Source organism: Acinetobacter lactucae (assembly GCF_013122135.1).
In the GTDB taxonomy this organism is placed as follows: domain Bacteria; phylum Pseudomonadota; class Gammaproteobacteria; order Pseudomonadales; family Moraxellaceae; genus Acinetobacter; species Acinetobacter lactucae.
The window spans coordinates 1212029-1226462 of sequence record NZ_CP053391.1; the positions used below are offsets into that span (position 1 = coordinate 1212029).

General features: G+C 37.9%; 16 protein-coding genes. 6 read left to right on the forward strand and 10 right to left on the reverse strand.

Annotated features, from left to right (window positions below; all coding sequences use genetic code 11):
- Positions 1-27: 27 nt before the first annotated feature.
- Together HLV59_RS05595 and map are read right to left on the reverse strand one after the other, a co-directional pair.
- Positions 28-1146: an OmpW/AlkL family protein gene (locus tag HLV59_RS05595; protein ID WP_031948937.1), complete on the reverse strand. Its 1119-nt coding sequence runs from the start codon at positions 1144-1146 to the stop codon at positions 28-30.
- A 206-nt stretch (positions 1147-1352) separates the two neighbouring features.
- A complete protein-coding gene (gene map, locus HLV59_RS05600; protein WP_016145926.1) occupies positions 1353-2177 on the reverse strand; it encodes a type I methionyl aminopeptidase in 825 nt (274 codons plus the stop codon).
- Between the two features lie 210 nt (positions 2178-2387).
- On the opposite strand from map, the gene rpsB reads away from it, so the two are divergent.
- The 6 genes from rpsB (at position 2388) to HLV59_RS05630 (ending at position 6760) form a co-directional block, all read left to right on the forward strand.
- Positions 2388-3140 carry a 30S ribosomal protein S2 gene (gene rpsB / locus HLV59_RS05605; RefSeq protein WP_002118204.1) on the forward strand — a complete coding sequence of 251 codons (753 nt, stop codon included), beginning with the start codon at positions 2388-2390 and terminating at the stop codon, positions 3138-3140.
- A gap of 137 nt (positions 3141-3277) precedes the next feature.
- On the forward strand, positions 3278-4153 hold the full coding sequence (tsf, locus tag HLV59_RS05610) for a translation elongation factor Ts (RefSeq protein WP_002118238.1): 876 nt from the start codon (positions 3278-3280) through the stop codon (positions 4151-4153).
- Positions 4154-4219: 66 nt separating this feature from the next.
- A complete protein-coding gene (locus HLV59_RS05615) occupies positions 4220-4705 on the forward strand; it encodes a DUF3465 domain-containing protein (protein WP_081173171.1) in 486 nt (161 codons plus the stop codon).
- A gap of 106 nt (positions 4706-4811) precedes the next feature.
- The gene (locus tag HLV59_RS05620) at positions 4812-5636 is read left to right on the forward strand and encodes a helix-turn-helix transcriptional regulator (RefSeq protein ID WP_057105879.1); all 825 of its coding nucleotides are present in this window, start codon (positions 4812-4814) and stop codon (positions 5634-5636) included.
- A gap of 88 nt (positions 5637-5724) precedes the next feature.
- Positions 5725-6441 (forward strand): AzlC family ABC transporter permease, encoded by a 717-nt coding sequence (locus HLV59_RS05625; RefSeq protein WP_081173173.1) that lies wholly within the window; start codon positions 5725-5727, stop codon positions 6439-6441.
- A 1-nt stretch (position 6442) separates the two neighbouring features.
- Positions 6443-6760: an AzlD domain-containing protein gene (locus HLV59_RS05630; RefSeq protein WP_171429502.1), complete on the forward strand. Its 318-nt coding sequence runs from the start codon at positions 6443-6445 to the stop codon at positions 6758-6760.
- A 43-nt stretch (positions 6761-6803) separates the two neighbouring features.
- Here HLV59_RS05630 and HLV59_RS05635 read toward each other — a convergent pair whose 3' ends face one another.
- The 8 genes from HLV59_RS05635 to HLV59_RS05670 all read right to left on the reverse strand — a co-directional run bounded on the left by HLV59_RS05635 (position 6804) and on the right by HLV59_RS05670 (position 14205).
- Entirely contained in the window at positions 6804-7253 is a 450-nt protein-coding gene (locus tag HLV59_RS05635) for an Mpo1 family 2-hydroxy fatty acid dioxygenase (RefSeq protein WP_061875726.1), read from the reverse strand.
- Positions 7254-7825: 572 nt separating this feature from the next.
- On the reverse strand, positions 7826-8437 hold the full coding sequence (locus HLV59_RS05640; RefSeq protein WP_002118141.1) for a septal ring lytic transglycosylase RlpA family protein: 612 nt from the start codon (positions 8435-8437) through the stop codon (positions 7826-7828).
- 289 nt (positions 8438-8726) lie between these two features.
- The gene (gene mltB / locus HLV59_RS05645; protein WP_016145921.1) at positions 8727-9728 is read right to left on the reverse strand and encodes a lytic murein transglycosylase B; all 1002 of its coding nucleotides are present in this window, start codon (positions 9726-9728) and stop codon (positions 8727-8729) included.
- Positions 9729-9747: 19 nt separating this feature from the next.
- Complete coding sequence (gene rodA, locus HLV59_RS05650; RefSeq protein WP_016145920.1) at positions 9748-10890, reverse strand: rod shape-determining protein RodA; 1143 nt, start codon at positions 10888-10890, stop codon at positions 9748-9750.
- 126 nt (positions 10891-11016) lie between these two features.
- Positions 11017-11667: a hypothetical protein gene (locus tag HLV59_RS05655; protein WP_171429503.1), complete on the reverse strand. Its 651-nt coding sequence runs from the start codon at positions 11665-11667 to the stop codon at positions 11017-11019.
- A gap of 23 nt (positions 11668-11690) precedes the next feature.
- Positions 11691-12503, reverse strand: a complete 813-nt coding sequence (gene queF / locus HLV59_RS05660; RefSeq protein WP_016145918.1) for an NADPH-dependent 7-cyano-7-deazaguanine reductase QueF — start codon at positions 12501-12503, stop codon at positions 11691-11693.
- Positions 12500-13273, reverse strand: a complete 774-nt coding sequence (locus HLV59_RS05665) for an ABC transporter permease (RefSeq protein ID WP_016145917.1) — start codon at positions 13271-13273, stop codon at positions 12500-12502. Before HLV59_RS05665 ends, queF begins: the two co-directional genes overlap by 4 nt.
- On the reverse strand, positions 13270-14205 hold the full coding sequence (locus HLV59_RS05670; RefSeq protein WP_171429504.1) for an ABC transporter ATP-binding protein: 936 nt from the start codon (positions 14203-14205) through the stop codon (positions 13270-13272). The genes HLV59_RS05665 and HLV59_RS05670 overlap by 4 nt, the downstream gene beginning before the upstream one ends.
- Positions 14206-14434 lie beyond the last annotated feature (229 nt).

The window sequence follows — 14434 nt, forward strand, 5'->3', positions numbered from 1 at the left end:
TTTTTATAGCTTTGCATGAAACAAAAGTTAAAAGCGGTAACCAACACCAACATATGTAATGAGTGGGTCAATATCAATTTTGGTATTCGCTTTAATTAGTTCTTTGCCTGTATTTTGATCAGTTACATAGATTTTTGCTTCATTATTCATTTTGGCGTAGGAAACTGAACCAACAGCAAACCAGTTCGGGTTAAAGTCATAAGTTGCACCTAAAGTCACAATAGGTGCAAAAGTATCGGTCGCTTCTAGTTTCACGATAGGATTTGCTGATGATGTTTTGCGATCTAATGCTGCCCCAGCTTTACCATCATGTATATTCTGGATCATGTGACCCGCTTGAATTAAATCGGCTTCAATACTGGAATTCATTTCTAAATCATTAAAGTATGCATACATTACGCCAGCTCCGATATAAGGACGGAACTTATTTACCCCTGATTTACCAAATTGATAATGTAGTTCAACGGCTGGTAACCATGCACGTGCGGTCGCAGCCTTCCCCCCCTGAGAAAGATCAGTAATATGCAGGTCTTGTTTTAAAGGAATATCTCCACCAGCCTTGCTAATACCATCTCCTATGATTCCTCCAATCAAAGAACCATCTTTTAGGGGAGTTGCTTTCCCTGAAAGGGGGGCGTAAATATTACCTTTTCCATTAATATCTACTTTAGGGGGAATACCACCTTTAATTTCTAAAGATAAATTGTCCGTAAAGTTGTAGTTAAACATAAGACCAACAGTATCAACATCAGCGGCTTCTAAGCCAGAACCTTGTTGTTCCCATTGAGAAAGGCCATTGATTTCTGCTGTACCTGCAAGGGTTGAGGGAAGAGTGTCTGTAAACTTATCAAGAAGGCTAATAGTGCTATACCAGAATTTTCCTGAATCTTTACTTTGGTCGATTGCATCTAAAACGGCTTTTGTAGATACATCTCCAACTTTAGATGTTGTACCTTCTGCAACACTAGTATTGATATTGACAGGGTTTCCTGAGCCTTGAGGCATGGCATGCAGCCAACCAGCAGAGACAGAAAAACGTTTGAAGCCATCGCCATCTTTTAAACTAAAGTATGGAGAAGCGGCGGAAGTGACTGTTGGTAGAGCAAAAAGGGCAGCTGTCATACAAAATAATGACTTTTTCATCATAAAAGGACTCCATGTCCGGCATTTGTTTACTGATTTTTATTGAGCCCACCATACCGTGTTTTATTGAATAGATTGTGTATTAAAAATTAATAATTGTAATTTTTTTGAAATATTTGTTTATATTTAGAAAGATTTATTAATAAAAAGTACATAATAAATAATAAAAGACTACACAAAGTAGCCTTTTATTTAAGATTGTTAAAATATTAGTTGAAGCGAGATAGGTCTTCTTCAGGACGAGCAGTTAAGACTTCAATGCCTGTTTGGGTAACTAAAATAGTATGTTCATATTGAGCTGAAAGTTTATGGTCTTTCGTTACGACAGTCCATTTGTCACCTAACAATTTGGTTTGCCATACGCCAGCATTTACCATAGGTTCAATCGTAAAAGTCATACCTGCTTCTAAGCGCATGCCTGTACCAGCTTGACCATAATGGAGTACTTGAGGTTCATCATGAAAAACGGTTCCAATACCGTGGCCACAATATTCACGTACTACACTAAAACGTTCTGATTCGACATACTTCTGGATTGCGTGGCCGATATCACCTAAATATGAACCATCTCTAACAGTTGCCATCCCACGATACATCGCTTCTTGAGCAACTTTGCATAGGCGGTTGGCTAAAATAGAAGTTTCACCACCAACGATATACATCATGTTGGTGTCGCCGTGATAACCATCTTTAATGACAGTGACATCAATATTAAGGATGTCACCATTTTTTAAAATTTTATTTTCAGAGGGAATACCATGGCAGACAACATGGTTAACCGAAGTACAAATAGAGTGCTGAAAAGCAGGGCGGCCAGGAGCTCCACCATAGCCGACACATGCAGGTATAGCATGCTGCACATTTTCAATGTGATTACGACAAATGGTATCAAGTTCAAGTGTACTTACACCTGCCTTGATATGGGGCTTGATCATCTCTAGAACTTCAGCCGCCAGTCGTCCTGCAATGCGCATTTTTTCAATTTCATCTGGAGTTTTGATTAATCGACGTGGAGCTGTATAAGTACTGTTCATGATCTCTAAAAACTTTTGGTAATTTACAAGTGTCTATGGTATAAATAGCCGCCCATTTTATCAAATGCTTTTCGTGAATATCTTTTACGAACAATTTTGATAGATGGAGTAAAAAATCCGCACATATATCGTCACATTACTCTGGGTGCCTGTAAAAGGGTGGAGAATGCGGATATATGGAGGCCTAACCCAACTTTTAAGGTAAAGAAAATGGCAGATTACAACGTAAGCATGCGCGACCTTCTTCAAGCAGGTGCGCACTTTGGTCACCAAACTCGTTTCTGGAACCCAAAAATGCGTCAATACATTTTTGGCGCGCGCAACAAAATTCACATCATCAACCTTGAGCACACTGTTCCTGCGTTAAATGATGCTTTGAACTTCGCTAACCAATTAGCAAGCAAAAAGAACAAAGTTTTGTTCGTTGGTACAAAACGTGCTGCTTCTAACATCATCCGTGAACAAGCTCAACGCGCTGGTCAACCATATGTAGATCACCGTTGGTTAGGTGGTATGTTGACGAACTGGAAAACACTTCGCCAATCTATCAACCGTTTAAAAGATCTTCAAACTCAATCTCAAGATGGTACTTTTGCTAAGCTTACTAAACGTGAAGCTTTAGAACGTGCTCGTGAGATGGAAAAACTTGAGCGCTCTTTAGGCGGCGTTAAAAACATGGGTGGTTTACCTGACGCATTATTTGTAATCGACGTTGATCACGAAGCGATTGCAATCAAAGAAGCGAAGAACTTAGGTATTCCTGTTATCGGTATCGTTGATACAAACTCTAACCCGGATAACGTTGATTACGTTATTCCTGGTAACGACGATGCGATCCGTGCAGTAACTCTATATGCTTCAGCTATGGCTGACGCAATTCTTGCTGGTAAAGAATACGCTCAATCTCAAGCGAACGCTCAAGCAAAAGGCGATGACGCTGCGAAAGACGCTTCTGAGGCTTAATGCGTTTTGACGCAGGCTTGTCATTTTTGCGACATGTAATGGTGGCAAATTAAGCGTCGAGAGTGCAAACGGCCCAGAGTTTCTTTGGGCCGTTTTTGTTGAAAAGATTTATTTTCTACCGATTTTAGGAGATCAACATGACTGCAATTACTGCAAGCATGGTAAAAGAATTACGTGACCGTACTGGTCTTGCAATGATGGAATGCAAAAAAGCATTAACAGAAGCGAACGGTGACATCGAGCTTGCTATTGATAACCTTCGTAAATCTGGTCAAGCTAAAGCTGCTAAAAAAGCTGGTAACATTGCTGCTGACGGTGCAATCACAATCGTTCAAGAAGGCAACAAAGCAATTTTAGTTGAAGTTAACTGTCAAACTGACTTCGTTGCTAAAGACGAAAACTTCTCTAACTTCTCTAAAGCTGTTGCTACTGCTGCTTTAGCTGCTGGTGAAACTGATGCTGCTAAAATCGCTGAATTAAAATTAGCAGATGGTCAATCAGTTGAAGAAGCTCGTATTGCACTTGTTCAAAAAATCGGTGAAAACATCCAAGTTCGTCGCGCGAAAATCGTTGAAGGCGAAAACTTGGCTATCTACAAACACGGTTTAAAAATCGGTGTTGTAGTTTCTTATACTGGTGATGCTGATACTGGTAAAGGTATTGCAATGCACGTTGCTGCATTCAACCCAGTAGCTGTAAATGCTGAAGCAGTTCCTGCTGACCTTATCGCTAAAGAAAAAGAAATTGCTGAAGCGAAAGCGTTAGAATCTGGTAAGCCAGCTAACATCGTTGAGAAAATGGTAACTGGTTCAGTTGATAAATACTTGAACGAAGTTGCTCTTGATCGTCAAATGTATGTAATCGACAACGACAAAAAAGTTGCTGATGTATTAAAAGCAACTGGTACTACTGTTGCTGAATTCGTACGTTTCGAAGTCGGTGAAGGTATTGAGAAGAAAGCAGAACTTAGCTTCGCTGAAGAAGTTGCTGCTGCTCAAGCTGCTGCGAAGTAATTCGTATCACAATAAAAAAAAGCCCCATTGGGGCTTTTTTTATCTCGGTTAAAATAGGGGTATACAATGACAAATAAAAAAAATCTCAGTATTGGTGGTGTCATTATTTTATTGATGGCTGCATATTTTGGTCTGGATTTATCTGGACATAAGCAAAGTCAATCAACATCATCAACTATACCCGCAGCTCAGCGTAATGAAACTACACTTTTAAATAATGGGGTGGACACTGTAAAAGCTGCTTATGAGCAGAAAAAAAGTAATGTTCAGGTGCAGGGAAGTGGTCGAGTCAAAGCAATTTTAAGAGATGATAATGATGGGGCAAGACATCAGAAATTCATTCTTGTATTAAAAAGTGGTGTTTCAATTTTGGTCGCACATAATATTGATTTGGCGCCTAAAATTTCTAATTTAAACAAAGGTGATATTGTTGAGTTTTACGGTGAATATGAATACAACCAAAAAGGTGGGGTATTACATTGGACTCACCATGATCCACAAGGTCGTCATGAAGCTGGTTGGCTTAAACATGATGGACAGATCTATCAATAAAACCTAAGTGGACGTTTAATCAGATTATTTTTTATAGAGCAATTTTGTTCTATTCAGTTTGTTAAAACATGCTATGGTTTTTTTATTGAATAGATGAGACGTATTTATGCAGCGGGAGCAAGCCGATTATCTGCATGTGCGAGAGTTGGGCGGTTTAGAGTTATTAAAAGCACATTATCACCAAACACAATTTTCAAAGCATACTCATGAAGGGTATTGTATTGGTGTAATTGAAGAAGGGGCACAGTCTTTTTTTAGGACCGGACAGCTACATGTAGCTCCTAAAGGCGATATTATTTTAGTCAATGCTGACGAGATTCATACTGGTTCATCTGCTGTTGAATCAGGGTGGCGTTATCGAGCGATCTATCCAACACCTGAAATGTTAGCAGAAGTTAGCCAGGATTTTTTTGAAAATCCACATGGAGCACCATGGTTTCCTCAAGCTGTGATTCGCGATCTAGGTTTGGCTCAACAGCTTTGCTTACTTTTTGATTTATTAGAACAAAAAGATAATTTTCTACTCAAAGAAACGATGTATTTAACAACGTTAGCTTGTCTTATGAAGAGACATGGTAAATCAAATCATACTTTTTGTGAGTTGCCAGAAGCATATTCAAAAATATTAAGAGTTAAAGAATTACTAATAGAAATGCCTGAAACGAATTTTTCTTTACAGGATTTAGCAGACATGGTCGGCTTGAGTGCTTGGCATTTTTTAAGACAATTTAAAAAATATGTGGGTTTGCCACCCCATGCTTGGCTTGTTCAAGCGCGCTTACAAAAAGCAAGACAGTTATTAAAACAGGGGGACCAAATTGCGATGGTGGCACAACAATGTGGTTTTTCTGACCAAAGCCATTTTAACCGTCACTTTAAAAAAGCAATGGGCGTCACACCCACTCAATATGTAGCAAGTTTGAATATATAAATAAATTAGTTTTAAAGCAATTTTATCCAATATAAGTCGGCACTCATCAAGCATGGTATAGAGATGTTTCTTATATTGGATTTTATATATGAATATTCAGCTTAATCAGCCAGTTGGGTTTTCAAAAAATAAGCCATCTTATTTGTTTTTACGTGGTGCAATGGACATTTTGCCCTTGTCAATTTCTGTTATTCCATGGGCAATCTTAGCTGGGTCTATGGCAATTCATGCAGGATTATCTTTCTATAAAGCACTTGCAATGTCTGGGCTTGTCTTTGCTGGCGCTGCGCAATTAGTCAGTTTAAGCATGGCTATGGAAGGTGCATCTGTTTTTACAATTTATTCGACTATTTTCTTTTTAACCGCTCAGCATTTTATTTATGCATTAACTTTAAGAAATGATATTTCTATTTTGTCCCTACCGAAACGATTGAGTTTAGGCTTTTTATTAACAGATGAATTATTTGCGGTGAGTGCTCCCTCTGAAAAGAGAAGTTCAGAATATCTGTTGGGAGCTGGCCTGTGTTTTTATTTATTTTGGGTTGCTTTTAGTTTGGTGGGGATACTACTGGCAACCGTGATACCTGATCTTTTAAATTATCATTTGGATTTTTCGATCGTTGCTATTTTTATTGCCATGATTGTGCCTTTATGTAAAGGATTTCCAGTCATAGCTGGTGTGCTAACAACTTGTATAAGTGGGTTTTTATTTAAATTTTATCAAATCGAGGGCGCGATTTTACTTTCAGGATTAATAGGGATGTTGCTTGCTGTGTTAACTGAAAAAATAGGTAAGGAGAAATAGCATGTCTTGGTTTATGATTCTAGGCTTGGCAGCAATCGTCTTTTTTAATCGATATTATTTTTTAGAGCCTAAAGTAAAAATTAAACTGCCGCTTATTTTGAATAAGATGCTTAACTATTCTGTACCCTGTTTGTTAACTGCAATCTGCATTCCAGTTATTTTTTTCGATGGTGATCATTTAAGAGGTGTGATAAATAACCCTTATATTTATGCAGCAATATTTTGTATTGTAATCGCTATTTACCTAAAAAAAATTCTTTTAAGTGTGATAGCAAGTTTAGGATTTTTTTATTTTATAAATTTTCTAATAAATTACTAATATGCAAAAGCTGAATCGAAAGGATTCAGCTTTAACTTAATCTTTAAGCAAGAACTTGTTTTTGTCTGCTTTTCCATTTAGGCAAGATTTTTGAGAGATAAGCATCCATACACCAAACTGGTCCAATCAGTAGGAATTGTAAATCTTTAAAGAAAGACGGTTTTTTGCCTTCGACTTTATGTCCGTAAAATTGACCAACCCAAGCAATCACAAAAATAGCGATATAAAATCCGACTCCTACAGGGAGGGTGTAAATGAGCCATGCCATAACAACAAGTAAAGCAGCCATCGCAACAGCAAGTACAAGATCTAAACGTGCATAAAATACTAGGGTCAACACAAGTAATAAGGCAGTTAGCAATATGCTGAAATGCGCAATGATTCCAATAATAGAAAATAAAATTGCGGGAACGCAAAGCCAGTGAATTTGTTTATTGGTTGGATTTTGATGACTTTCGCTATATTCATCAAACCACTCAGTAATGGATTTCATTAGTAGCACACTCCTTGTTTTAACTTTGATTTATTTTTGTGAGTATATTTTAGCTTGTTCTTCATGATCTCGACAAGAAACTAACACTATTCAACTATAGGGAGCGTTGTATTAAAAAACCTAAGAAAGGGCAAACGAAAAAATAATGTGACTGTAATTGAAAAAGACGTCAATTTGACCTCAAAAATGGGGCAATTTTTCATAATATTTTTTCTGTGTTGCTCAATGATGAAATCATCTAAAAAAGTGTGATTTTGAGATTGATGGGAAAATTGTATGAAAAAGCTCTACTCATCTACTCTAAAAACGCCATAAATAGCCTTTATTTTGGAAAAATGGTACTAGGGTAGCGCAAATTTAATAAAGTCGCTCTAAACGCAAATTAGGGGTAAAATTGACTTGTACTAAATAAACATGGTTTTTTGTTTAAAAAATATTCAAATTCAGAGCTGGATAAAGGGCAAAAAAAGAGGATTTTTTAACTTTAAGTTAGGAATTATTTTGATAACTTAAAATATAAAAAAGCCGCAGAAAAAATTGCGGCTTTTTACATGAACTCGAGAGGCTATAACTTATGAAGTTGGGCCATCAACACGCTCAATATTTACCTTAGCAGTTCCAGCATTGGTAATACCAAGTCGTTTAGCTGCACCGTATGATAGGTCAAGTACACGGTTGCCATGGAAAGGACCACGGTCATTTACTTTTACAACCACACTTTTACCATTGTCTTTATTCGTTACTCGAATGTAACAGTTCAACGGTAGGCTACGGTGGGCAGCAGTTAACGCATTCATGTCGAATGTTTCACCACTTGCAGTTTTTCGACCATGGAATTGGCGGCCATACCAAGATGCCATACCAGTTTGGCTAAACTTACGAACAGTATTTGAAGCTACTGTGTTAAGTTTTTCAATCACTGAAGGCTCATCTTCAGGGATTTCAATTTTTGCTGCGATCGCTTGACGACGGATTTGATCGCCAGAACGTTCAGTGATTGAAAGACTGTTAATGTTAGAAAAACGAGAATTAAAGTTTTGAGTATCTTTACTCAATACACGTGCTGCTAGATTAGGACCATCTACATCACTGTTTAATGATGATGACTGCACCATTTCAGCGTGCAGTGGGGCCATACTTAAACTAGCCGTCAGTGCAAGAACGTATTTCAGCGATAACTGCATTTGTATAAACTCCTGAGAACATGTACTTTTTTCTTTCAGCCATTGGCTGAAATTTAAAGTGAACATGCCTTATTATTCACTTTTGCAATTGCTATATTGGGGTGGATAATATTCATCGGTTACGGAGAGTGTCTAGTCTTTAACGAGAAATCTTTACAAAAAGGGCAAAAACTTACAGTTTTGGGTTAAAAAATAATCAATAATGTAACAAGTTATTAAAGATGTATGTATTGTGATCTATTTAACAAAAATATTTATTGACTTCTACATAAAGTATAAAAAAGCTAGCCTATCGGCTAGCTACTTCGGTGCCTAATAACCATACAGCAGTAGCGTACATGCGGCTCTTGTTATAAGTCGTAATCACTTGAAAATTCGGGTAAGTTAAATAGTAAATTGGACCGTTATAGTCTTGTAATTGAATAACATTCACCATATCGAGATCATCAATTTTAACTAAAGGATTCAATGGAGAAATACCGAGTGTCTTTAATGCACCATATGGGAAAGGTTGCGTTAAATCTTTAGCAATAATACTTTCTGGATTTGACCCAGTGTAACGTGCCATAAACCCGATAGGCTGATCTCGTTGCCATCCTTGCTTTGCTAGGTAGTTGGCAATTGAACCGATTGCATCTTCTGCTGAGTTTCTTAAGTCGATATGGCCATTACCATCATAATCCACTCCAAATTTACTAATATTGCTTGGCATAAATTGCGGATAGCCAATCGCACCAGCATAGGAACCTACAATACTATTTGTTGGGTAACCTTCTTTATACGTCCATGCGATAAGAGCAGCTAACTCATCACCAAAATATTCAGCACGGCGAGGGTAGCCAAAAGCAAGGGTAGCTAAAGCATCACGTGTAATAAAAGAACCTTTATTTGCGCCATAACCTGTTTCAACGCCCAAAATACCTAAAATGACAGATTGAGGTACGCCATATTGCTGTTCAGCACGATTTAAAGCATCTGCATATTGGTTTTTAAAACGGACGCCGCGCTGAATTGTCCCTTCAACCAAAAACATAGACCGATAATCATACCAAGGCTTACTTTCACCTGGACGAGTCATAATATTTAGAATGTTTGGTAAATTTTTTGCGCCACTCATGGCTGCGTCGACTTGGGCGCTACTTAAGCCATAAGCATTCATAGTTTTTTGTTTAAAATTCAAATAATCAGGATGTGTGGCAAAATCGTTGGCCTGAGCGAAATGACTTGTACTGATTAAGCCAGTACACAAAGCAAGCATTTTTAAAGTTTTATTTAAGTGTTGAGACAACATATCGTTTTAAAATTCCAGATTATCGATGTGTATGAATGGACATGACTAAACCAAAGGTGGCCATTAAAGTAATAATAGCTGTTCCGCCATAGCTCATAAAAGGTAAAGGAACACCTACTACAGGTAAAATACCACTGACCATTCCCGCATTTACAAATACATAAACAAAAAAAGACAAACCAAAGGCGCCAGCAACTAAACGTCCATAGTTATGGAAGCTTTGTAAACCGATCTGGAATGTTCTAAAAATAATAGCAAAATAAAGGATTACTAAAATAAGTACACCGATGAGTCCAAATTCTTCGGAGTAAGCAGCAATAATAAAGTCAGTATGTCCTTCGGGTAAAAAGTGTAAGTGTGATTGAGTACCTTCAAGGAAACCTTTACCTGAAAAACCACCGGAACCAATTGCAGTTTTAGATTGAATAATATTCCAACCTGTACCAAGTGCATCTGCTTCTGGATCAAGTAAAGTTAAAACCCTTTGACGCTGATAGTCGTGCAAAAGAAATTCCCACGCAATCGGAATTATGACCGCTGCACATGCAGCAGCTGCACCAATCATCCGCCATGATAGTCCACTTAAAAATAAGACAAATATACCGCTTGCTAGTACTAAAAGTGATGTGCCTAAATCAGGTTGTTCTGCAATCAGTAAAAAAGGAATACCAATTAACATTAATGATAAAACAACCTGTGAAAAGCTAGGGGGGAGAGGTTTGCGTGCTAAAAACCATGCAATCATCATTGGCATGCCGATTTTCATGAACTCACTGGGTTGGACACTTCCGAAACCGGGAATATCAATCCAGCGCTGAGCACCCATTCGGACTTCACCGAATACCATAACTGCCACAAGCGAAAATAGGCCAAACAAATAAAAGTAGGGGGAAAACGCTTGATAGACCTTAGGCGGAATTTGGGCTAGGCCAAACATTACTAAAAAGCCAATACCAAAACTCATGGCCTGTTTACTCACCAACCCTACATCCTGTGCCGAAGCACTATATAGTACAGTTAAACCTAGTAGCGCATTTAACAGCAAAAATAGACATAACCACGGGTCAATGTGGAGTTGTTGCCACCTTGATGGTTGCATAGCGGTGCTAAGACCATCTCGAGGAGCTTGGCGTAAAAACTTATATTGTGGGCTAGGAGACATGCGGCGTTAACTAGGTCAATCAGTGCTTGGCGCATGCTAACATAAACCTGATTAATGGCAATGTATATCAATATTTTGCAATAAAAAAACCTAGCTCTCGCTAGGTTTCCGATAGGCTATTTTTTATTAATTAAAGAATAGACTTTCATGATATTCAGCCATCGCTTTTAATTCAGTACGATTTAAGCTAGGAATGAGTTTATCGATCGCAATATGAACTGCTTTTGTTACAGCTGCTGCGCCGATATCAGCTGCTTTACGTTTGATCATGCCAAGATCTAATGTCTTGTTAAAATCAGACATAAAATGTTTAACCATAGCATCACCAAACTGTTTATATAGTTCAGCTAATGCAGCTTTATTTATATCGTTGCCAGCTTTAAGCTCAGTGAAGTTATGCTTAAGGTTAGTGACTAAACTAGGATCTAAAGTTACACCTACTTTATATTGACCTTGTGGATCTTTAAATAAGCTTTTTTCAGAGAACTCTACAGACTGTTTAACAACATCGTTTGGCGCTTTGCTTAACAATTGTTTTAAAAGAACAGCAACTGTTGATTTGACATAGCCTGCTAGTTTTTCGGCAGTATCGCGCTTTTCACTTGCAGGGAAGTGCTGAACTAACTGAATTAAGACATTATCAATAATCTCTTCATTGAGTTGTAAAGCAATTTTATCGCGAAGTGGATATAAATGCTCACTAGAATTTTTGTTCGCAATTCCAGTTTGTATATCGTTCAATAAGCCTTCAGAAGGGGTAAAACCAAAAAACGGCATGGTGTATCCTCAAATTATTCGTTTTATTGTCGTGCCAATCGAATCGGTTTTGGCATCCATGAAAGATCCGATACTCGGCAAGGGTTAATATCAAGTCCGCCGCGACGAGTATAAGTTGCATAAACCATCAACTTTTCAGGCTGCAAATTTTGCCAAATATCAGCAAAAATCTGCTCAACACACTGTTCGTGAAAGCCGTTATGCTGACGGTACGAGATAATATAAGCTAAAACACTACGATAACAAGGTTTTTTGCCCTTAAAACGGATAAAAACTGTACCCCAATCCGGTTGTCCCGTGACTGGGCAGTTACTTCTTAAAAGATGAGAATACAGTTCAATTTCGACTTCTTCTTCAGACGCATCTCGTTTTAAAAGAGTCGCATCAGGATGTTGCTCTAAACGCTCTGGATCTAAGTCATCAATACAAATGCCTTGAGGCCTAGAAATCTCTAAATCATCTACTTGAAATAACGTTAACTCAACTTTTGCACCTGCCGCAGCAGATAGATCTTTTTCAACCGTTTCAATAAACGACTGTTTAGAGTCAAACTGAGTGAAGTTAAGGCTATTGAAGTAAAGTTTTAATGACTTTGATTCAATCAAATTTGGTGAAGAAGCTGGCAGTGTAATTCTGCCAATAGCAACTTGCGGGATGGCATGAGCATTTAACCATGAAATTTCAAAAACATGCCACCAATCTTTACCTTGCGTAATACCTTCAATATGCGAGTAGGCTTCACGAGACTGAGCACGAGCAATTGGAAATAAAACATCAGGTTGATAGTTAGTTGGATATTGAGTTTCTTTACCCAATAAAGACTGTTCGACACTCATTCACGCATTCCTGAACCACGAGCAAGTAAATAGTAAGCAATTCCGTAAAGTACAACACAGCATAATGTCACAATGATTAAAGAGAACGTAACGTTCACGTCACTATGACCTAAAATGCCGAAACGGAAAGCATTGACCATATACACAATAGGATTAATTAAAGAAAGTTTTTGCCAAAAAGGGCCAAGCGCACTAATGGCATAGAACACACCACCTAAATAGGTTAAAGGTGTAAGGACAAAGGTTGGAATAATAGAAATATCATCAAATGATTTTGCATAAACTGCATTAATAAAACCACCTAATGAGAAAAGAACTGAGGTAATTAAGACTGTATATATAGTCACAAACCAGTTATGTATAAAGAGGTCTGTAAAGAACATGCTCATTGTCGTCACAATTGCTCCGACCAATACACCACGGCAAATTCCACCAATCACATAGCCCCACAAAATAATATGTAGTGGCACAGGACTCATAATCAGTTCTTCAATGCTCTTTTGGAATTTCACACTAAAGAAACTTGAAGATACGTTCGCATAACTGTTGGTAATAACCGCCATCATGATGAGGCCGGGGACAATAAACTGCATATAGCTCACGCCGCCCATTTGTCCAATGCGCGAACCAACCAAATTACCAAAAATGACAAAGTACAAACTCATCGTGATCGCAGGGGGTAATAAGGTTTGTGGCCAAATACGTAGAAATCGGCGTACTTCTTTACGAACTAGAGTCCAGAGGGCAATTTGCAGTTGGCTAAAATTCATTTTGCCTCTCCTTCAAGATTTTTCTCAACCATTTTGACGAATAGCTCTTCTAGACGGTTCGATTTGTTTCGCATACTACGAACACGAATACCTTGTGATTCTAAAAGTTGGAATAGGTCATTTAATGCATGGGCCTTATCCATTGTCACTTCTAAAGTGCTGCTATCAATTAAGTTGAACTTCACACCAATAATATTTAACTGGAGTGGGGCAATGGGTTCTGCCAAATCGAAAATAAAAGATTCTTCACTCAGCTGGTTTAAGAAACTTTTCATGCTGGTGTCTTCTTTAATGACACCGCGGTCAATAATGGCAATTTGACGGCACAACATTTCTGCTTCTTCGAGATAATGTGTAGTCAAAATAATAGAAGTCCCGCTTTCGTTCATTTCGGTGAGAAAATCCCACATAGAACGGCGTAATTCAATATCTACACCCGCGGTAGGCTCATCTAGAATAAGAAGTTTAGGCTCATGCATCATGGCACGTGCAATCATGAGGCGGCGTTTCATACCACCAGACAGCATGCGTGCTTGTATATTGCGCTTTTCCCAAAGGCCTAGTTTTTCTAAATAATGTTCGGCACGTTTTTCTGCAATCTTTTTATGAATGCCGTAATAACCCGCTTGGGTAACTAAGATATCGAACGCTTTTTCAAACTGTCCAAAGTTAAATTCTTGAGGGACGACGCCAAGCTGCTGTTTTGCCAAGGATGGATGAGTGTCGAGATTATGCCCAAAAATCTCAACTGTTCCTTCGGTTTTTTTCGTGAGGGAACTGATAATACCAATGGTTGTTGATTTGCCGGCACCATTTGGGCCTAACAACGCATAAAATTCACCTTCAGGCACAGTGAGGTTAATACCTTTTAACGCCTGAAAACCATTACGATATGTTTTGGACAAATCTCTTAAAACCAAAGCATCAGTCATGAAATTCTCACATTATGAAAGAGGGGTATATTTTGAGCGATAATGATTAATAAACCAAGTAAAATAGTCGGAATTTTATAAAATTAGAATAAATGTGTGAGATAGCTAAGTGGGATAAGTTCGCTATTTTTGATATAAAAATATTGATTTATATGAATTAATTTTCCATAAAGTCTATACATATTATAAAACTTAAAATGCCTAAAATTACACCAGTGATGTTTAAATC